Here is a 19,274-nt window from a genome sequence, read left to right on the forward strand (position 1 = left end):
ATTAACATTCAAATAGGAAAACTATGAAACAAACCGGAATCAAATGGTTGTGGCTAAGTTTAGCGACAATTATTATTGATCTATGGACCAAATACCTTGTAGTACAACGCTTTGAGTTATATGAAAGCGTAAACGTATTGCCCGTTTTTAATTTAACTTATGTACGCAACTACGGCGCGGCGTTCAGCTTTTTAGCCGACTACGGCGGCTGGCAGAAATATTTCTTCTTAGGGCTGGCGATTGTTATTTCACTCGGTTTAATCGTGATGCTGTGGCGTAATCAAGCGGTCAAAAAATTAGAAAATTCTGCATATGCCCTGATTATCGGCGGTGCTATCGGTAATGCGATTGACCGAGCTTATAACGGTTATGTGGTTGATTTCTTTGATTTTTATTGGGATATCTATCATTATCCCGTGTTTAATGTGGCGGATATTGCCATTGTAGTGGGTGCGGGATTGCTCATCTTGGAAGCATTCCTCGACAAAAAGAAAAAGAGTGATTAAATGAATATTTTATTAGCAAACCCAAGAGGTTTCTGTGCCGGCGTTGATCGAGCGATTTCGATTGTGGAACTTGCCCTTGAAATTCACGGCGCACCGATTTATGTACGTCACGAAGTGGTACATAACCGCTTTGTGGTGGACGGTTTAAAAGCCAAAGGTGCGGTGTTTGTCGAAGAGTTGGACGAAGTGCCGGACGGTGCGATTGTGATTTTCTCGGCACACGGTGTCTCGCAAGAGGTTCGCCAAGAAGCTAAACGCCGCGGCTTAAAAGTATTTGACGCAACTTGCCCGTTAGTAACAAAAGTACATATGCAAGTGGCTCGTGCCAGCAAAAAAGGCACTAAAGCGATTTTAATCGGACATGAAGGTCATCCGGAAGTGATCGGCACGATGGGGCAATACGATAACCAAAACGCCGGTATATTCTTGGTGGAATCGGTCGAAGATATTGCCAAACTGCCAGTCAGCAGCCAAGACGATTTAACTTTTATGACGCAAACCACACTTTCGATTGACGACACCAGCGATGTGATTGAAGTGTTAAAAGAGAAATATCCGGCAATTCAAGGCCCGCGCAAAAACGATATTTGTTATGCGACAACCAACCGCCAACAAGCGGTACGAGAATTGGCAAAACAGTCTCAGCTTGTATTAGTGGTCGGTTCCAAAAATTCGTCAAATTCTAACCGCTTGGCAGAACTGGCTTCACGTATGGGTGTGCCGTCTAAATTGATTGACGGTCCTCAAGATATTGATCCGAGTTGGTTGGACGGTGTGGAAACTATCGGCATTACCGCCGGTGCATCGGCACCGGAAGTTTTAGTACAATCGGTGGTTGAACACTTAAAAACTTTAGGTGTAACCGGTGTGAGCAACTTAGAAGGTTGTGAAGAAAATATGGTATTTGAAGTGCCGAAAGAACTACGTATTCATGAGGTGAAATAATGGCTGAATTAAATCGTTTTAGAATTGAGTGGGAATGTCGCCGTGGTATGCGCGAATTAGACAAAATGATTATGCCTTTTTACAAGGAATATTTTGATGAGTTAAGCGAAGCACAGCAGCAAACCCTTGTGGCAATGCTCAAATATACCGATCCGGAATTATTCCGCTGGTTTATGCATCAAGCCCCGGCACCAACACAAGAAATGACCGATTTAATCGAATTGATTCGTTCTAAAATCGAGCGTTAATTTACCCTCTTACAAGCGGTTGTTTTTGGAAAAATTTTGCTAAAAACAACCGCTTGCTTTTCTACACTTATTGCATCACAGATAAAATTTTATGATTGAGATCTTGACGTTCGAGTACACATAGCACCGCTTTTGCCAATGCATTACGGCTCATATAGCACTTAGGTATTTCCGTCGCATTTTCAATTAAACGAAAGGTTTCGCCTTCGTCCGTATTCAGTCCGCACGGGCGGAGAATCGTCCAATTTAGTGCGCTTTCACACAGTAAGTTTTCCGCCTGTGTTTTTTCTCGTAACGCTTCTCCCAGTACTTGTTTCCCTCGTTCGGATACAAATTCCCATTGCTCTCCGCAACCCATACTGGTAATAAAAATAAAACGAGCGGTAGGCGCATATTTCAGCATAGCACGAATAATATTGATATTGCCGGCAGCATCGCTACGTACACCGTCTTTTTTGCCACCGATATAGCTAATCACCACTTTTGGCGAATATTGCTGCATCACCGCTTCACAGGCTTCCGGTGACATTACATCGGCAACCGCCGTTTGGCGATCTGCAAAAAACGGATCGTCCGAAGGTCGGCGCAATACAGAGACGATCGGTTGTTCGGCCGCTTCCAGTAATGCACGTCCGGCTAAGCCGTTGGCTCCAAATAATAAAATCATTACTCACCCTTAATTAATTGACGCATAAAGTCGATTTGATTTTGGCGTAAATTGCGATCTTCATCACGTCCGACAAAGATTTTAAACATTGCACCGCCTTGATGGTTAATAAAGTTAAGCGATACGGTATGTTTGCCCATAAACGGACGCTCAAGTAAATAAATCGCCGCACAGTTTTCATAACGTAGGTGACCGTGTACGCCGCCTTCCTGAGCGTGATCGAAATTGTAAAAACCTCTGCCGATTTGACCGCTTGGTAGCTTGCCGGTGACCTCAACCACCGCATCCGGCGTGTGTGCAATAAAGGTCACCGCATCTTCTAGCGTTGCTAACGCTTGCATAATTTCCACAAAACGTGCGCCGTCCGTTTTGGTGACCATTTCCGCCGGTAAGCAGCTAATCACTTCTTCTAAGCTGCATTGTTTCATACCGGCAACCATTTCTAAAATTTGCCCCGGATTTTCGGCAAGCGATTGACGTAATTCGCTTAATTGTTCTTCACTTAATTTAACCATACTGTTCTCCTTTTTATCTTCTGTGGGTAGCGTGAGCATTAATTTACGGATCAAAGTCGGTGACCAGTATCGACCGCTGATATTCAAGCGAGCGATACCGTCTTGATCAATGTTTAATAAAGATAATTGCTGCCATTGCATCAGCAATTTCATTGCTTTCGGGTTATGTTTAAATAATTTAATATCCAGATAACCCAGTTCTAAATCGTGTTGCACGACACCAAGTAACGGCTTATTCGCACCGTGTTTACTTAAAAACGACAGCGCTTTTTTATCTGCCGGTGTGTCTAAATAAGTTTGTAGTGTGGAATGTACTTGGAAACTATAACCGCCGAAATTACCACCTGCGCCGGAGCCGAAGGCAAGACACGGCATATTGGATTTGACTAACGTGTTATAACGGTTACGTTCCCCGCGATTCGGGAAAGCAAAGTGGTTATTACTCACTTGTTGCCAACCGGTGTTTTGTAAATGTTCTACCGCATAAGCATAATGCTGCGCTTGAACTTCAAAACTTGCAGCGGCAGGCAGAGAACCGTGTTCGATCATCTTGTTAATCGGTAAAAACGGATAATTATTAAACGCATAAATATCTAAACCGGATAACGGTAGAGTGCTTGCCACTTGAATATCGTTCGCCCAAACTTCATCCGTTTGATTCGGTAAGCCGAAAATTAAATCGGCAACGACAACCGCATCCAATTCGCACAAGGCTTTGAGATATGCGTAAGCTTCTTCGCCGCTATGTTTACGCCCTAAACGCTTACGAATGTTTGAGTTAAAGGTTTGAATACCGATTGAAATACGATTCGCACCGGCGGCTACGCAAGCACGCGCCTTTTCAATATCAAAATGACTGATACGCCCTTCAATCGTAAATTCGCAATCGTCCGCTAACGGTAAATATTGATAGCAGGCTTTGATTAAGCGGACTAAATCTTCGGTATCCAAGGCGGTTGGCGTTCCGCCGCCAAAATAAACCGCTTTGATTTTACCGCTACCTTGGCGGATACTTGCTTCGTACGCCAATTCTTTAATTAATTTATCGGTATAGATTTTACTGTATTCTTGTTTCCACGCATTACGGTAAAAACCACAGAAAATACAGTGACCGGCACAAAAAGGGATATGGACATATGCTAAACCGTCTTGTTTGAGGGCGTGAATAGCGGCTTGTCCCCATACGCTCTGCCATTCTTGTTGCGGTACGACTTCACCGCCCCAGATCGGCATTAACGCCTGACGTTCGGGAAATGCTTTCGGAGCGGCTTGGCTTGCCTGCCAATTTGTTGTTGTAATCATCATCACTTTCTCAATTCTTTCAAAACGAAGAAAGGATTTATACAAAATCTAATTGTAAATGATATTGATTCTTATCAATATTTGTCAAGTTAATAAGCATTATCCTTATAAAAAAGCAGAGCGATTCGCTCTGCTTTTTCGTTTACTGATGAAAGATTAGCCTTTTAAACCCTCGGCAACACGTATCGCATCCACACCGGCATTCGCTTCAACGCGTTGCATAAACGGAGAAAGCTGCTCAAGATGTGAGAAATCCAAGCCCAACATACGGCACCAATTCAACATAATATAAAGATAAACATCCGCCACCGAAATATTTTCACCGAAGAAAATATGACTTTCCAAATGCTCGTTTGCAGTCGCCAATTGGCTTAAAACCTGTTCTGCCGCTTGCTGGCGAATCACTCGAGTTAATTCTTCATTCCCTTCCGCATAGCTCGGTAAACGGAATAACGGTACAAACGATTTATGCACATCACTATTGAAAAACGCTAACCAACGCGCCGCTTTCGCTTTATCACGCAAAGTTTTGCTACCGAATAATTTTGCATCCGGATATTTCTCATCTAAATAGTGCAAAATCGCTTGGTTTTGTGAAAGCGCTAAATCGCCGTCCACTAATAACGGCACTGCGCCGCGCGGATTCAAGGCTAAAAATTCCGCCGATTTAATAAAATCACGGCTGACTAGTTCCGCTTGATATTCCGCACCGGTCCATTCTAACGCCACGTGCGGTACGAATGAGCAAGCGCCTTTTAAACAATAAAGTTTCATATCTTTTCTCCAATTTAAAATATTTCTATTTGCCTCATCTCGTAAGGAAGCAAATGATTTAAAAATTACGGTAGTAATTTCTCTAGACGCCACAAGTCCGCAAAACTTGCACGTGCTTTAATTAAATAAGCCTGATCACCGTCCACCATAATTTCGACCGCTTGCGGACGCGAATTATAGGTTGAAGACATCGCCGCTCCGTACGCACCTGCCGAACGCATTGCAATTAAGTCACCTTGTTCAATCGCCAGTTCTCTATCTTTACCTAAAAAGTCTGAAGTTTCACAAATCGGACCGACTACGTCATAGACTGCTTTTTCACGCGAAAGCGATTGATCCACCTCGGTAATCTGCATATAAGCTTCATAAAGCGCCGGACGAATCATATCGTTCATACCGGTATCGACAATCGCAAAATTACGATCTTCATTCGCTTTAAGGTATTCCACTTTAGTGACTAAAATCCCCGCATTCGCCGTGATCGCTCGACCCGGCTCTAAAATGATCTCAAGATCCGCATAGCCTTTTAATTTTTCGAGTAACGCTTTGGCATATTCGGTCGGATGCGGCGGCTCTTCGCCGTTATACGGTACGCCTAAACCACCACCTAAATCCAAGTGATGTAATTCGATACCGTCTTCTTTTAATTGTTCCATTAATACAATCAAGCGATCGGTCGCATCTAAAAACGGTTGTAATTCGGTTAATTGCGAACCGATATGGCAATCCATACCGGTAATTTTTACGTTCGGTAAGGTTTTGGCTAAACGGTACACTTCACGTGCTTGGGTTACGCTTACCCCGAATTTATTTTCTTTTAAACCGGTGGAAATATAAGGGTGAGTGTGCGCATCCACATCCGGATTTACACGCAATGAAATCGGTGCGATTTTACCTAATTGACCGGCGACTTCATTAATGCGGTGTAACTCGGCGATGGATTCGATATTAAAGCAACGAATGCCGACTTCCAATGCACGCTGAATTTCGCTATGTGATTTTGCCACACCGGAAAATACCACTTTGCTCGGCTCGCCGCCGGCGGCAAGTACACGTTCAAGTTCGCCTTGCGACACAATATCAAAGCCCGAACCGAGGCGTGCCATTACATTTAATAGCGCGATATTGGAATTGGATTTTACCGCAAAGCAAATCAAGTGCGGGTGTGCGCCGAATGCTTTATCAAAAGCGTGCCAATGACGCTCAAGCGTAGCACGAGAATAGATATAAGCGGGCGTACCGTGTTGATTGATGATATCTGAAACGGAAACGTCTTCCGCAAAAAGTTGTTGGTTTTTATAATTGAAATGATTCATTAATTTGTCCGTTGTGTTTGAAAAAATAAAACCACGGCAAACTCACTACACTCGCATTTACAAAAAATCGAATAAATTCGACCGCTTGTTATACGTAGATTTTGAATTACCGTGGTTAGCAATTATTTTGTTTGTTGTTGAGCCGGTTGCTGCTCGGGAAAATAAAGCGGACCTTTTACACCGCAGGCAGCCAACCCGAACGATGCGATTAACGCCGCTAAAAATAATTTTTTCATCATAAATCCTTGAGAGTAAATCGTCCGTTGATTCTAAAACAAATTGCAGTAATGAAAAAGTAAAAAAGCCGTTTCTACCGTTTTGGAGAAAACGCTTTGCAAAATTTGCCAAAAATTCAACCGCTTACGATACAAAAAAAGCCACCCGGACGGATGGCTTTATTCACGTTATATTGATTACAGTGCGATTACTGCAAAGAACACAATCACTGAGTAGAGAGCGGATAATCCGTAGAATACCCAGCCACCCGCAGGAAAGTGAATTTTGAGGTCATGTAAACCGTGATGTACACGGTGCATACCCGCCCACATTGGGAAAATAGTTACCGCTAAAATCACTAATTTACCGAACCAAGTGTGAGCAAACGCCACAATATTCTCCACCGGCACTAAACCGAGCGGTAATAACACACCTAAAATAAGAAGTAATACCGGGAAGCAAATTGCGCTGATTGTACCGCCCGCACTAAACATTAACCATACAGGCGGTTCGTTAGAACGTTTTGGATCTTGTTTATTCATTGCCATTCTCCCCTAGATATAAGTACATACTAATGCAACAAGGCTTACTAAACCTGTTACCGCCCAAAGTGCATTTTTTAAAATATTCGGATTTACGCGCTCGTTTTTAACGATAAAAGTTAAAACTTGCGGTGTCATCACATACAATGTTGCAGCATGGTAAAGTAATGCGGCAATACTGATAACGTTTAAAATAAATACGATAGGGTTTTGTAAGAAGCTGATAAAACCGTCTAAACTTCCCCCGCCTAAACTGATTACTCCGTGAAGCAATACTAAGCAGAACCATACTGTCGCTAAACAGGTCGCTTCACGAACCATGTACATTTTATAGAAGCTTGATTTTGTCCACCAATTCGCTTTCATTTCGCGTACATACGCTTTACGTTTAGTTGCTGTTGTCATATTGCCCCCTAGCCTTTTGGTTTAAGCATTGAAATTACGTAATCTTTCGCACTTTCCAATTTACCTTGGTTAATTGCGGAAGCCGGACCGACGTGTTTCGGACACACTTCCGAGCAATAACCGACGAAAGTACAACTCCACACCCCGTTTTTCGAGCTTAAGAGTTTCATACGTTGCTCACGACCGTTGTCACGGTTATCCAAGTTATAACGGTGGGCAAGGGTAATCGCCGCCGGGCCGATAAACTCAGGGTTTAAACCAAATTGCGGACAAGCCGCATAGCATAAGCCACAGTTAATACACATTGAGAATTGACGATATTTCTCTAATTGTGCCGGTGTTTGTTTAGTGCGCTGACCTTCCGGTGCTTTATTATCGATAACATAAGGTTTGATTGCTTCGATGCTATCGATAAAGTGGCTTAAATCCACCACTAAGTCACGCTCAATCGGGAAGTTGGCAAGCGGTTCGATTCGCATAAAGCCGCTGTAATCACGTAAGAACGTTTTACACGCTAATTTCGGTTTACCGTTTACCATCATACCGCACGAGCCGCAGATCGCCATACGGCAAGACCAACGATAAGAGAGTTCCGGCTCAAGTTCGTCTTTAATATAACCGAGTGCGTCTAATAATGAAGTTTGGCTGTCGAACGGCACTTCATATTTATCTAAATGTGGTTCGCTATCTGTTTCCGGGTTGTAGCGAAGCACTTCGATGGTCATTTTGCTTAAATTTGCCATATTATCGCTCTCCTATTTTTGTGCCTGTTCTGCGGCTTTTTTCGCTTTTTCTTGCGCTTCGGCTTCCGCACCATATACACGTTTCGCCGGTTGTGATTTAGTAATTTTCACATCCGAATATTTAATGGTCGGTGTGCCGTCCGCGTTATAGAACGCTTGAGTGTGTTTTAAATAATTCACATCGTCACGTTCGGTATAGTCTAAACGTTGATGCGCACCGCGAGATTCTTTACGTTCAACAGCCGAGCAAGCGATTGATTGCGCCACATCTAAAATGAAGCCTAATTCGATTTTGTAGAGTAAATCGGTATTAAATACGCTTGATTTATCTTTCACGCTGATATTTTTGTAACGCTCTCTTAACTCATGGATTTTGTTTACCGCACCTTCCATACTTTCTTGCGTACGATAGATACCGCAACCTTCTTCCATTGCATCACCCATTTGGTTACGAATGTCAGACCAAGATTCATTACCCTCTTGACGAGCTAAAGCGTGTAAGCGTGCCACCACATCTTGTGCTTGCGCATCAATTTGCGCTTGATTACGAGGACCGGCTTCTTGAGCACGACGAGCGGCATTTTCACCGGCAACTTTACCGAATACCACTAATTCCGCTAATGAGTTAGAACCTAAGCGGTTTGCACCGTGTAAGCCTGAAGAAGCACATTCACCGACTGCAAATAAACCTTTAATTGAAGTTTCTGCGTGCATATCCACTTCAATACCACCCATGGTGTAGTGTACAACCGGACGAACTGGGATTGGCGAAGTTACCGGATCAACACCTTCATAAGCACGTGCTAATTCGCAGATAAACGGTAAACGCTCGGTTAAGTGTTTTTCTCCTAAGTGACGTAAGTCTAAATGCACCACATCTACGCCTTTTGCGGTTTTTAAGGTGTTACCTTTTTTCCATTCTTGCCAGAATGCTTGTGAAACTTTGTCACGCGGACCTAATTCCATATATTTGTTTTCAGGTTTGCCGATTGGCGTTTCAGGGCCTAGACCATAATCTTGTAAGTAACGGTAACCGTCTTTATTGACTAAGATACCGCCTTCACCGCGACAACCTTCAGTCATTAAGATACCGGTATTCGGTAAACCGGTCGGGTGATATTGCACGAATTCCATATCACGTAATGCTACGCCGTGACGATACGCCATTGATAAACCGTCACCGGTTACGATACCGCCGTTGGTATTGAAACGATAAGTACGGCAGCCGCCGCCCGTTGCGATAACCACCGCATTCGCATTGATTTGAACAAGCGTGCCTTCCATCATATTCATCGCCACACAACCTCGCGCTTCGCCGTTGTCGGTCAGAATATCTAACACGAAATGTTCGTCAAAACGGACAATGTTAGGATATTTGATAGAAGTTTGGAAAAGGGTGTGTAATAAGTGGAAACCGGTTTTATCCGCCGCAAACCACGTACGTTCGATTTTCATCCCGCCGAAACGACGCACGTTTACTTCACCGTCTTCGCGACGTGACCAAGGACAACCCCAACGTTCTAATTGGGTCATTTCAATCGGTGAATGTTCCACGAAATATTCTACGATATCTTGTTCGCATAACCAGTCGCCGCCGCCAACGGTATCGTTAAAGTGGTTATCGAAAGAGTCTGTATCTTTAATGACTGCCGCTGAACCGCCTTCTGCCGCCACGGTATGGCTACGCATCGGGTAAACTTTTGAAATTAAAGCAATTTTAAGATTTGGATTTGCTTCCGCTGCTGCGATAGCTGCACGTAAACCGCCGCCGCCAGCACCGATAATCGCGACATCAAAATTAACACTTTGCATAATGCACTCCAAAAATAATAGATATTAATCAATATAACTCACTTTTATTGTGCCACTATTTTTTATGCAAGATAAGCATATTTTGTATTTTTAAGGGGACAAAAATTTCGTTTTGTGATCTACCTCAAAAAAGGTAAACCGGCTTACCGTCGTATTGATAATTACTCGTAATTATAGATAAGAATATATCTCATTTAGCGGTTAAATTTGCTTAAAAATTAACAAACTATGCAACAAAAATTTTATGGAAAACGATATGAAATTTCTTGTAGCGAAAATTAGCTTTCGCAAAATAAAGCAAATCTCGTTAAAATAAATTTTTTATGTCTAAAAAGCATTTTTATGAACGAATTAACTTTGGAAAATATCGAGTGGAAACCGACCGCTTCCATTCAGAACCTGATCAAACGCAGCAAAATTATGGCGGAAATTCGCCAGTTTTTTAAAGATCGCGGCGTATTAGAAGTGGAAACCCCGGCATTAAGCGAGTTTTCCGTAACGGACGTGCATCTTTCTACCTTCAGCACCCAATTTCTCTCGCCATTTTCCAGCGAAGCGAAAACATTGCATCTGATGACTAGCCCCGAATACCATATGAAACGCTTATTGGCGGCGGGTAGCGGTGCAATTTTCCAATTATGTCGCGTATTTCGTAATGAAGAAGCCGGTAAACGTCATAATCCGGAATTTACTATGCTGGAATGGTATCGCCCGCACTTTGATATGTATCGTTTAATCAATGAAGTGGATGACTTATTACAGCAAATTTTGGATTGCGAACCGGCGGAATCTTATAGCTATCAGTTCGTGTTCCAAACTTACGTCGGTTTAGATCCGCTTTCGGCAACTCGAGCGCAATTGGTTGAAAAAGCCCGTAAACACGGCTTCCCGTGTGAAGATGACGAGAATCGAGATACTTTGTTGCAATTCCTGTTCAGTGAAATTGTGGAAGCGAATATCGGTAAAGAGCGCCCGACTGCGGTCTATCATTTCCCGTCGTCGCAAGCGGCACTGGCGCAAATCAGCTCGGAAGATCACCGTGTTGCGGAACGCTTCGAGGTTTATTACCAAGGCTTAGAGTTGGCAAACGGTTTTCATGAACTTAGTGATACGAAAGAGCAAATGCGCCGTTTTGAGCAAGACAACGTACAGCGTGCGCAAATGGGCTTACCGGCGCAACAGTTGGACTCTCGTTTTCTTGCCGCATTAAAAGCGGGCATTCCGAATTGTTCCGGCGTGGCGTTAGGTGTAGATCGCTTAATGATGATTGCGATGAATGCCGAGAAAATCGATGAAGTAATGGCATTCGGTGTGGAAAACGCTTAGGGGCGATTAGCCATAAATAACAAGCGGTCAAATTCTTGCAAAATTTTGCAGAAATTTGACCGCTTACTTTTAGCTAAAAACTTAAAGTTTAATAAACCCGTCATAAATATGAGTCGCATCGCCGGTCATATATAACGGATGCCCAACACCCTCCCACTCAATTTGGAGCGAACCGCCGGGCAAATCTACCTGTACATTGTTGTCTAATACGCCTTGCATAATGCCTACCGCCACCGCACCGCACGCACCGCTACCGCATGCCTGCGTTTCACCGGCACCGCGCTCAAATACGCGTAATTTGATATGGTTGCGATTCACCACTTGCATAAAACCGATATTTGCGCGCTCGGGGAATCGTTCGTGATTCTCTAATAAAGGCCCGAGTTCATTTACCGGTGTAAGATTAATATCTTCAACTTGCAACACGCAATGCGGATTACCCATGGAAACCACGCCGCATAACACCGTTTGCAAATCGGTTCTTAAAATATAGTTTTTTTCAAATTTATTTGCCGTAAACGGAACCTGTGCCGGCTCCCAAATCGGCTCGCCCATATTCACGCGAACTTTTTCTTCATCTTTTAAAGTTAATACCATTTTACCTTTAGCGGTACTCACGTGAATATCTTGCTTATTGGTTAAACCTTTAAGCGTAACAAAGCGAGCAAAACAGCGTGCGCCGTTACCGCATTGCGCCACTTCACTACCGTCCGCATTAAAGATACGATAATGGAAATCAAGCTCCGGATCATAAGGCGGCTCAACCAATAACAGCTGATCAAAGCCGACGCCACGATGACGATCAGCGAGTTTACGAATCACCTCTTCGGTTAAATAGACGTTCTGAGTAACACCGTCAATCACCATAAAATCATTGCCAAGTCCGTGCATTTTTGAAAATTGCATATTATTTCCTATCATAAAAAAATTTAATTCTGAAATCTTATAGAGATTAGTTTTATTTATTGCTATATTACAGTTCCTTTTCAAAGCATTCGTTCCGCTTGAGAAGGTTTCTAATTTCTGAAAAGGTTTTGCCTCAAGTATGATGGCTTTTTTGATGAATTACAATGGAGTAATTAAATTATGTCCGCAATGTTTCTTTTGCAATTTGCCATAGTTTTACTATGTATTTTAATCGGTGCCCGGGTGGGTGGTATCGGTTTGGGTGTATTCGGTGGTTTAGGTCTTGCAATTCTTTCTTTCGGCTTCGGTTTAAAACCGGCGGGTCTGCCGATCGACGTAATGTTTATGATTATGGCGGTCGTATCTGCAGCGGCGGCAATGCAAGCTGCCGGCGGTTTAGACTATATGATTAAAATCGCTACTAACATTTTACGTCGTAATCCGAAATATATTACTTTTATCGCTCCGCTCGTTACTTGGACATTCACCGTGTTAGCCGGTACCGGTCACGTAGCATACTCGGTATTACCGGTTATCGCTGAAGTAAGCCGTCACAACGGCATTCGTCCTGAACGTCCGCTTTCAATGGCGGTAATCGCTTCACAATTCGCTATCGTTGCCAGCCCTATCGCCGCAGCGGTGGTTGCAGTAGTAGCCTTCTTAGAACCGCAAGGCATTACATTAGGTAACGTACTTTCGGTCACCATGCCTGCGACATTACTCGGTTTAATGCTTGCCTGCGTATTCGTTAATAAAATGGGTAAAGAATTAAAAGACGATCCGCATTACCAAAAATTATTACAAGATCCGGAATATGTAAAAGCAAATAACACAAATACCAATCTTGCGGATATCGTAATCAAACCGACGGCAAAACTTTCCGTTAGCTTATTCTTATTCGGTGCATTGTTAGTCGTATTAATGGGTGCGGTGCCTTCATTACGCCCGGTATTCGACGGAAAACCGATGGGTATGGCGCATACGATTGAAATCGTTATGCTTACAATCGGTGCGTTAATCATCTTCTTCTGTAAACCGGACGGTAACGAGATTACAAAAGGTTCGGTATTCCATGCCGGTATGCGTGCGGTAATCGCCATCTTCGGTATCGCATGGTTAGGCGATACCTTAATGCAAGGTCATATGACAGAAGTGAAAGGTATGGTATCAGGTTTAGTAGAAACTGCGCCATGGGCATTTGCTTTCGCACTGTTTATTCTATCCGTATTAGTAAACAGCCAAGGGGCAACCGTAGCGACACTTTTCCCATTAGCTATCGCATTACAAATCGATCCGACAGTACTTATTGCGGTATTCGTAGCAGTAAACGGTTATTTCTTTATTCCTAACTATGGTCCGATTATCGCTTCAATCGACTTCGATACGACCGGTACCACTCGAATCGGTAAATATATCTTTAACCACAGCTTTATGTTACCGGGCTTATTAAGCATGGCGTTTAGTATTGCCTTCGGTTTATTATTAGCCAATATTCTACTTTAATTCGCTGATGATTTAAGAAAATACAAATGCCCTCCAACGTTAAGTTGCGAGGGCATTTTTTTGCAAAAAATTTAGGAAATCCGACCGCTTGTAAAAAGGCGTACTAACAAGATTCCCATCACCGTACATAAGATTCCGCCGATTAAATGCAAGCCGATTACGCTCAATGCTTGCCAATACTTCTCCGCCAATAACTTTTCACTTACTTCTAACGAAAAACTCGAAAAAGTGGTAAAACTGCCTAAAAAACCGGTAATAAACAGCAACTTCTGCCCGTCATTCAAATGCAATCCGATGGCAATCCCAATTAAGAAGCAGCCGAGCAAATTGGCTAATAATGTACCAAAGGCAAACTGGCTGAGAAAACCGTTAAACCATACGCCTAATTGCCAGCGAGAAATTGCGCCTAACACCGCACCGAGAGAAATCCAAAGAATAGTCATAGCTACACCAAAAACAAATGAGGAATTAAATTCATCACCACTACCGTCGCAATCGAAAGCAACAGACGTGATGCACCGAAAATAAAGCCTCGATTGGCACCGTTATCAAATTTCACTAACAAATTCGCCATTGCCGTCAGCGCATACACTTCAATCACAGTAAAAATCACTAAATAGGCATAAGCACTAAACAGCGAAATATAATGCAAGGTAATAAACCACGGCACAATGATACCAATCGCTAACAGCGGTGCGACCCACAAGGTTTGCTTCGCAGTGAGATTAATTTTGCGCGAGAAGTAACTTTGTAGCGATACCGTCATCAAGCCGTTCACAAATAATGCAATCGGACTATGTTCCGGTGCGGCTAATTTGTTATCAAATAAAAACGGAAAAATCACAAAAAACGAAGTGGCAAGTGAGAGCGGAATAAACAGCATCAGATGCACAAATAAAAATTCTTTGGTAATAATTTTTCGAATTTGCCCGAAGCGGAATTTCACCAAACTTTGTAACGTTTGAATCTGATAAAACGGCTTGACCATCAGCGCAAATAGCACCGCCTCCATCGCAAAACAAACCCAAATTAATAACTCAATTTGCTCAAATTTAATAAACGGAATCACCAATAACGGCGCAAACATTGAAGACATACTGGTCACTTTCAGATACTTGCCCTGCAAACGGGTTTTCTCGCTATATTCATCGCCCGCCAATGCTAATAAACACGCCTTCGCATTGGTACCAAACAAACAACTCCCCAACCCGAAGCAAGTGGTGGCTAACAATAATAGTCCGTAATTATCTGCTGAGAGGAAAAAAATATAAGCCAAAACATCTAGCAGACAGCCCAACAACATCATCTTTGCCAAACCGTAACGATCGCCCCAAATACCGGCTAAAATCGCTAACGCTTGGTTACAAAAGAATAATAAGGACAACGAAAAAGCGATTTCGCTATTGCTTAAACCTTTTTTCTGTAAATAAATAAAAAACACGGTTTGCATTGAGAAAAATGCAAGAGTGGAGAAAAATCGTCGAATCAATAAAAGTTTTTGAAGGTTCATAAAGCGATAAATTTGTAAAAATCAGCCGAGATCTTACCGCTTTTATGCCGGATATTCGATATAATTCAACAAATTTTCCTTTTATCTCACTTTTATGACTAAAAACCTCTACCTCGGCGTGATGTCCGGCACCAGCCTTGACGGCGTGGATTTATGTGTGATGGATTTTGCAAAAAATCCGCCAAAATTGACCGCTTGCGGCTTTACCCCAATGCCGGAAGATTTACGCACCGATTTATCGCACTTACTCAAAAGCAGAGAAACTTCCTTACAAAAGTTAGGTGAAATCGATCACCGTTTAGGCCTGCTGTATGCCGAAAGTATCAAGCGCTTTTTAGCCGAACATCATCTCACTGCAAGTGATATTCAAGCTATCGGTTGTCACGGACAAACTGTATGGCATTCTCCAAACGGCAACTTCCCGTTTACTATGCAAATCGGCGATATGAATTTGGTTGCCGCTCATACCGGCATTACTACTATTGCGGATTTCCGTCGCAAAGATATGGCGGTCGGCGGACAAGGCGCACCATTAGTGCCTGCTTTTCACGAAGGGATTTTTGCCTCGCAGGAACGCTTAACCGTAGTGCTGAACATCGGCGGTATTTCCAATATTTCGGTACTTGCGCCACAGCAGCCGACAATCGGCTACGATGTCAGTGTCGGTAATGCACTGATGGATTCGTGGATAGAGCTGCACCAAGCTAAACGCTATGACAAAAATGCCGAATGGGCAAAAACCGGAACACTGATTCCGGCATTGCTCGACAGTCTGCTTGACGAGCCTTTTTTCAAATTACCTGCCCCGAAAAGCACCGGACGAGAATTATTTAATCTCGAATGGCTTGCAAAAAAATCGGCAAATTTAACCGCTTATCGTCCTGAAGACGTACAGCGTACATTGGCGGAATTTACCGTACAAAGTGTAGTAAACGAACTAAAAACCTTAGAAAGTGAAAAGCAATGCTTGTTACTTGCTTGTGGTGGTGGCGCACGCAACCCATTGTTAATGCAGAGATTTTCAGAATTACTGCCAAAATGGCAGGTGGCTACCACCGATGAGTACGGATTGGATATTGATTATGTCGAAGCAGCTGCTTTTGCCTGGCTGGCTTATCAACGAGTGCATAATTTAACGAACAACTTACCAAGCGTAACCGGAGCAAAAGAGCCGGTGAGTTTAGGGGTAATTTATCCTAAGTAATCACTTCCTCACTTGTATAACACACCGAAAGTAAAAGGTGGTTGGAGATAAAAATGTCAGAAAAAAATTTATTAACCGCGTTGTCAAAAATGATTACCGAACAACGCAATCCTAACTCAATGAATATCGATCAACTCTCTGCACTTGAGCTAGTGAAAGTGATCAATCAAGAGGATAAACAAGTCCCGCTTGCGGTGGAAAAATGTTTAGCGCGAATCGCTCAAGCGGTCGAAAAAATCGTGCAAGCGTTCCAAAACGGCGGACGTTTAGTCTATATCGGTGCCGGTACGAGTGGGCGCTTAGGCGTATTAGATGCTTCGGAATGTCCACCGACTTATGGCGTTCCGCCGGAGATAGTGGTCGGCATTATTGCCGGCGGTGAACGGGCGTTACGCCACCCGATTGAAGGAGCGGAAGATAATACGGAACGAGGCAAAGCCGATTTACAAGCGGTCAATTTTTCACAAAAAGACGTATTGGTCGGCATTGCAGCAAGCGGACGTACCCCTTATGTCATCGGTGCGTTAGAATATGCTAAATCTTTAGGGGCAACCACCGTTTCAATTGCCAGCAACCCAAATTCGGCGATGGCACAAATTGCAGAGATTGCAATTGATACGGTTGTAGGGCCGGAAGTACTAACTGGCTCAAGCCGTATGAAATCCGGCACGGCACAAAAGCTGGTGTTGAATATGCTGACCACCGCTTCCATGGTGATGATCGGCAAATGTTATTCCAATTTAATGGTTGATGTACAAGCGAGCAACGAAAAACTTAAAGCTCGTGCGATAAAAATCGTGATGGAAGCCACCGAATGTGATCGAACGGTTGCCGAGAATACGCTAAAAATTGCCGAAAACAACGCCAAATTAGCGATTATGATGATATTAAGCGATTCGGATAAAACCACTGCCGAACAGTTACTTTCCAAACATCATGGAAAACTACGTCAAGCTCTCGTAAACTAGGGCATAAAAAAGCGGTCGGATTTTGCAAATTTTCTACAAAATCCGACCGCTTTTTATTACGTTAAACTATTTCTTCACGCCGGTAATACGACACCACTCTTCTTTTTCTACCACCGGATCAAGATTGAAGTCCGGTGCATAGGCTTCGCAAACCGATTCCGCTTGCGTTGCTAAAATACCGGATAAACCTAAATCGCCTTGCGGTTTCACCAACGTAATAATATTTGGTGCAAGCTCTTTCAGTGGACCGGCAAGAATATTCGCCACCACTACATCGGCTTGTAGATCTTGCGGTTGATCTTTCGCTAAGAATAACTGTAAACGATCCGCCACACCGTTAGCTTCCGCATTATTACCCGAAGCTAAAATCGCCTGTGGGTCGATATCAATCCCGATCGCTTGTTTTGCACCGAGTTTAAGTGCTGCAATCGCCAAAATACCGGAGCCGCAACCGAAATCGATTACCGTTTTACCGGTTAAATCTAAGCTATCCAACCATTGCAAACAAAGTGCGGTCGTCGGGTGCGTACCGGTACCGAAAGCAAGACCAGGGTCAAGCATCACGTTCACCGCATTCGAATCCGGCACTTCACGCCAGCTTGGGCAAATCCATAAGCGTTTACCGAATTGCATCGGGTGGAAGTTATCCATCCATTCACGTTCCCAGTCTTTATCTTCAATTTGCTCAATCTTATGTGCAAAATCCGCTTCGACTAAACGGCTGGCAATTAATGCTTCAACAATCGTTTTCATATCGGTTTCCGCATCAAATAAACCCACTACGTCCGTATTACCCCATAAACGGGTTTCTCCCGGTAACGGCTCAAAAATCGGCGTATCCTGACTGTCCATAAAAGTTACCGACACCGCCCCAATTTCTTCTAAAAAATCACTGATTTGCTCAGCCTGTTTATCCGTACTATTTAAACGAATTTGTACCCATGCCATATTATTTTTTCCTTGTTTTTATCCGCTTTCCTCAAACGAAAACCGATAATTTGTAAAATATCAGTCAAAAACGACCGCTTGTTTAGAGTTTTAACATTAATACCATCTCATCAATGGGTGAACATGAAAAACCATACTTTAAATAAAATTGTTTTGCTTGCGGGTTTAACGCATGAACAAGCAATGCTTTTATCCCGATTTGGTTCGCCACCGTCTTCGATTTTAAGACCGCATCTTTTAACATTGATACGCCTAACTGCTTACCCTGTGCCGAACAATCGACCGCTAATCTACCTAAAATAATCACGGGAATCGGATCGGGCATATTACGTCTTAAGGCACCTGCAACAAACTGATGGCTCACCGAACCGGCAGATAAACAATAAAATCCCATCACCTGTTTATTTTCATCACACACAACAAAGGTTTTACTGGCATTATTTTGCTGATTTTTCAATGCAGTACGTTGTAGCCATTGGTCTAGCACGACCTCACCACATTGAAAATATCGCACAATATGTTGCTCGGAAAGCAGTTCCGGTGCGTGCATTTTCTACTCCCACACCGCTTTGGTATTTAACAGTTTATCTAACCCCGGATTATCTGCTGTTGGCTGTTCTAGCAATCGGTTAAATTGCTCGAAAGCCTGCTCATTTAATTGGAAAACGGTACGATCTAAAATCACATTTTGGGCAGCTTGGCAGGCGGTTTCTAACATAAAGTCAGAACGTGTTTTACCTAAAATGCTTGCCGCATAATCAATTAAATCACGCTGATCAGGCATCGCTCGTAAATTAATTGGCGCAGTTCTCATGCTTCCTCCTCTTCTACAGATACACAATAGATATACATCTTAAAAGATTTAACGAAGTAAGGCAATCACAATCGCTTTAGTATAAAAAACAGCAAGATTGTTGA

The 19,274-nt window shown here is 43.1% G+C and carries 22 protein-coding genes; 7 read left to right on the forward strand and 15 right to left on the reverse strand.

The features are described from left to right. The first annotated feature begins 23 nt into the window (after nucleotides 1–23). The 3 genes from lspA to DRF63_RS08315 are packed head-to-tail and all read left to right on the forward strand — an operon-like array spanning nucleotide 24 to nucleotide 1,699. Entirely contained in the window at nucleotides 24–506 is a 483-nt protein-coding gene (gene lspA, locus DRF63_RS08305) for a signal peptidase II (protein WP_005598797.1), read from the forward strand. Further along, nucleotides 507–1,451, forward strand: coding sequence for a 4-hydroxy-3-methylbut-2-enyl diphosphate reductase (gene ispH, locus DRF63_RS08310; RefSeq protein WP_005598799.1), 945 nt, complete (start codon nucleotides 507–509; stop codon nucleotides 1,449–1,451). Beyond that, entirely contained in the window at nucleotides 1,451–1,699 is a 249-nt protein-coding gene (locus tag DRF63_RS08315) for an FAD assembly factor SdhE (RefSeq protein ID WP_005598800.1), read from the forward strand. Before ispH ends, DRF63_RS08315 begins: the two co-directional genes overlap by 1 nt. A gap of 67 nt (nucleotides 1,700–1,766) precedes the next feature. On the opposite strand, the gene DRF63_RS08320 is transcribed toward DRF63_RS08315, so the two are convergent. The 9 genes from DRF63_RS08320 to frdA all read right to left on the reverse strand — a co-directional run bounded on the left by DRF63_RS08320 (nucleotide 1,767) and on the right by frdA (nucleotide 9,991). Beyond that, nucleotides 1,767–2,366 (reverse strand): NAD(P)-dependent oxidoreductase, encoded by a 600-nt coding sequence (locus DRF63_RS08320; protein ID WP_005598802.1) that lies wholly within the window; start codon nucleotides 2,364–2,366, stop codon nucleotides 1,767–1,769. Further along, nucleotides 2,366–4,183 carry a heme anaerobic degradation radical SAM methyltransferase ChuW/HutW gene (gene hutW, locus DRF63_RS08325; protein ID WP_017357825.1) on the reverse strand — a complete coding sequence of 606 codons (1,818 nt, stop codon included), beginning with the start codon at nucleotides 4,181–4,183 and terminating at the stop codon, nucleotides 2,366–2,368. Before hutW ends, DRF63_RS08320 begins: the two co-directional genes overlap by 1 nt. A 156-nt stretch (nucleotides 4,184–4,339) precedes the next feature. After that, nucleotides 4,340–4,957 carry a glutathione S-transferase family protein gene (locus DRF63_RS08330; protein WP_005598806.1) on the reverse strand — a complete coding sequence of 206 codons (618 nt, stop codon included), beginning with the start codon at nucleotides 4,955–4,957 and terminating at the stop codon, nucleotides 4,340–4,342. A 65-nt stretch (nucleotides 4,958–5,022) separates the two neighbouring features. After that, nucleotides 5,023–6,273, reverse strand: a complete 1,251-nt coding sequence (gene lysA, locus DRF63_RS08335; RefSeq protein ID WP_005598808.1) for a diaminopimelate decarboxylase — start codon at nucleotides 6,271–6,273, stop codon at nucleotides 5,023–5,025. A 122-nt stretch (nucleotides 6,274–6,395) separates the two neighbouring features. Next, entirely contained in the window at nucleotides 6,396–6,509 is a 114-nt protein-coding gene (gene lptM, locus DRF63_RS08340; RefSeq protein WP_012263268.1) for an LPS translocon maturation chaperone LptM, read from the reverse strand. 177 nt (nucleotides 6,510–6,686) lie between these two features. After that, entirely contained in the window at nucleotides 6,687–7,031 is a 345-nt protein-coding gene (gene frdD / locus DRF63_RS08345; RefSeq protein ID WP_005619584.1) for a fumarate reductase subunit FrdD, read from the reverse strand. Nucleotides 7,032–7,043: 12 nt separating this feature from the next. After that, nucleotides 7,044–7,436: a fumarate reductase subunit FrdC gene (gene frdC / locus DRF63_RS08350; RefSeq protein ID WP_005598814.1), complete on the reverse strand. Its 393-nt coding sequence runs from the start codon at nucleotides 7,434–7,436 to the stop codon at nucleotides 7,044–7,046. 8 nt (nucleotides 7,437–7,444) lie between these two features. Further along, nucleotides 7,445–8,179 carry a succinate dehydrogenase/fumarate reductase iron-sulfur subunit gene (locus DRF63_RS08355; RefSeq protein ID WP_005598817.1) on the reverse strand — a complete coding sequence of 245 codons (735 nt, stop codon included), beginning with the start codon at nucleotides 8,177–8,179 and terminating at the stop codon, nucleotides 7,445–7,447. 12 nt (nucleotides 8,180–8,191) lie between these two features. Then, complete coding sequence (frdA, locus tag DRF63_RS08360; RefSeq protein ID WP_005598820.1) at nucleotides 8,192–9,991, reverse strand: fumarate reductase (quinol) flavoprotein subunit; 1,800 nt, start codon at nucleotides 9,989–9,991, stop codon at nucleotides 8,192–8,194. Between the two features lie 342 nt (nucleotides 9,992–10,333). Here frdA and epmA point away from each other — a divergent pair, with 342 nt between their 5' ends. Beyond that, nucleotides 10,334–11,317 carry an elongation factor P--(R)-beta-lysine ligase gene (epmA, locus tag DRF63_RS08365; protein ID WP_005598822.1) on the forward strand — a complete coding sequence of 328 codons (984 nt, stop codon included), beginning with the start codon at nucleotides 10,334–10,336 and terminating at the stop codon, nucleotides 11,315–11,317. Nucleotides 11,318–11,398: 81 nt separating this feature from the next. Here epmA and dapF read toward each other — a convergent pair whose 3' ends face one another. Beyond that, on the reverse strand, nucleotides 11,399–12,223 hold the full coding sequence (gene dapF, locus DRF63_RS08370; RefSeq protein ID WP_005598826.1) for a diaminopimelate epimerase: 825 nt from the start codon (nucleotides 12,221–12,223) through the stop codon (nucleotides 11,399–11,401). Between the two features lie 180 nt (nucleotides 12,224–12,403). Here dapF and DRF63_RS08375 point away from each other — a divergent pair, with 180 nt between their 5' ends. After that, a complete protein-coding gene (locus DRF63_RS08375; RefSeq protein WP_009875241.1) occupies nucleotides 12,404–13,726 on the forward strand; it encodes an anaerobic C4-dicarboxylate transporter in 1,323 nt (440 codons plus the stop codon). Nucleotides 13,727–13,797: 71 nt separating this feature from the next. Here the strand turns inward: DRF63_RS08375 and DRF63_RS08380 are convergent, their stop codons facing one another. Both DRF63_RS08380 and DRF63_RS08385 read right to left on the reverse strand, forming a co-directional pair. Continuing rightward, nucleotides 13,798–14,169, reverse strand: coding sequence for a fluoride efflux transporter FluC (locus DRF63_RS08380; protein WP_005598830.1), 372 nt, complete (start codon nucleotides 14,167–14,169; stop codon nucleotides 13,798–13,800). A 2-nt stretch (nucleotides 14,170–14,171) separates the two neighbouring features. Next, on the reverse strand, nucleotides 14,172–15,236 hold the full coding sequence (locus DRF63_RS08385; RefSeq protein ID WP_043991897.1) for an MFS transporter: 1,065 nt from the start codon (nucleotides 15,234–15,236) through the stop codon (nucleotides 14,172–14,174). A 94-nt stretch (nucleotides 15,237–15,330) separates the two neighbouring features. Here DRF63_RS08385 and DRF63_RS08390 point away from each other — a divergent pair, with 94 nt between their 5' ends. Beyond that, nucleotides 15,331–16,440, forward strand: coding sequence for an anhydro-N-acetylmuramic acid kinase (locus tag DRF63_RS08390; protein WP_005598834.1), 1,110 nt, complete (start codon nucleotides 15,331–15,333; stop codon nucleotides 16,438–16,440). 53 nt (nucleotides 16,441–16,493) lie between these two features. Further along, nucleotides 16,494–17,408: an N-acetylmuramic acid 6-phosphate etherase gene (murQ, locus tag DRF63_RS08395; RefSeq protein WP_005598836.1), complete on the forward strand. Its 915-nt coding sequence runs from the start codon at nucleotides 16,494–16,496 to the stop codon at nucleotides 17,406–17,408. 66 nt (nucleotides 17,409–17,474) lie between these two features. Here murQ and prmA read toward each other — a convergent pair whose 3' ends face one another. From prmA to DRF63_RS08410, 3 genes are all read right to left on the reverse strand, one after another. Continuing rightward, entirely contained in the window at nucleotides 17,475–18,356 is an 882-nt protein-coding gene (gene prmA / locus DRF63_RS08400) for a 50S ribosomal protein L11 methyltransferase (protein WP_005598838.1), read from the reverse strand. Between the two features lie 82 nt (nucleotides 18,357–18,438). Further along, nucleotides 18,439–18,906: a GNAT family N-acetyltransferase gene (locus DRF63_RS08405; protein ID WP_005598840.1), complete on the reverse strand. Its 468-nt coding sequence runs from the start codon at nucleotides 18,904–18,906 to the stop codon at nucleotides 18,439–18,441. Nucleotides 18,907–18,909: 3 nt separating this feature from the next. Beyond that, the gene (locus DRF63_RS08410; RefSeq protein WP_005619269.1) at nucleotides 18,910–19,170 is read right to left on the reverse strand and encodes a type II toxin-antitoxin system TacA family antitoxin; all 261 of its coding nucleotides are present in this window, start codon (nucleotides 19,168–19,170) and stop codon (nucleotides 18,910–18,912) included. Nucleotides 19,171–19,274: the final 104 nt, after the last annotated feature.

Source organism: Actinobacillus pleuropneumoniae (assembly GCF_003290385.1).
Taxonomy (GTDB): domain Bacteria; phylum Pseudomonadota; class Gammaproteobacteria; order Enterobacterales; family Pasteurellaceae; genus Actinobacillus; species Actinobacillus lignieresii.